The sequence below is a fragment of the Pseudomonas sp. IPO3774 genome, from assembly GCF_013386835.1.
Lineage (GTDB): Bacteria > Pseudomonadota > Gammaproteobacteria > Pseudomonadales > Pseudomonadaceae > Aquipseudomonas.
In genome coordinates this window covers 1-398 of record NZ_JACAQY010000088.1, presented here as the reverse complement: position 1 = coordinate 398, position 398 = coordinate 1, and the positions used below count along the sequence as shown (strand labels likewise).

At 60.8% G+C, this 398-nt stretch carries 1 protein-coding gene; it reads right to left on the bottom strand.

Annotation, left to right across the window (positions count from 1 at the left end):
• A partial coding sequence (locus HYE77_RS32440; protein WP_218174633.1) for a substrate binding domain-containing protein occupies positions 1-398 on the bottom strand: 398 nt, incomplete at both ends.

Below are 398 nucleotides of genomic sequence, written 5' to 3'. Positions count from 1 at the left end.
CCACACGGGCGACAGCGCAATGCCGAGCCCGCCCAGGACCATTTCCCGAATTGCTTCCGAGTTGTTGCTCTGGGCGTTGCCCTTGATGCGCACGCTGTAGTGCTGTCCGTGTTTTTCGTAGTACCAGAGGTTCTGGCTGTTCAGCAGGTTGAACAACAGGCAGTTGTGTTCGCCAAGGTCTTCCGGGGTCTGCGGTTCGCCCCGGCGTGCCAGGTACGCGGCACTGGCCACGGTTATCCGTTGGGTATCGCCGATGCGGCGGGCGATCCGGCCGCTGTCGCTCAACTCGCCGATACGCAGGCTGACATCCAGGCCTTCGTTGACCAGGTCCTGGTTCTGGTCGTTGAGCTGCAGATCGATTTCCAATTGTGGATAGCGTGCCAGGAAATCAGGCAGCC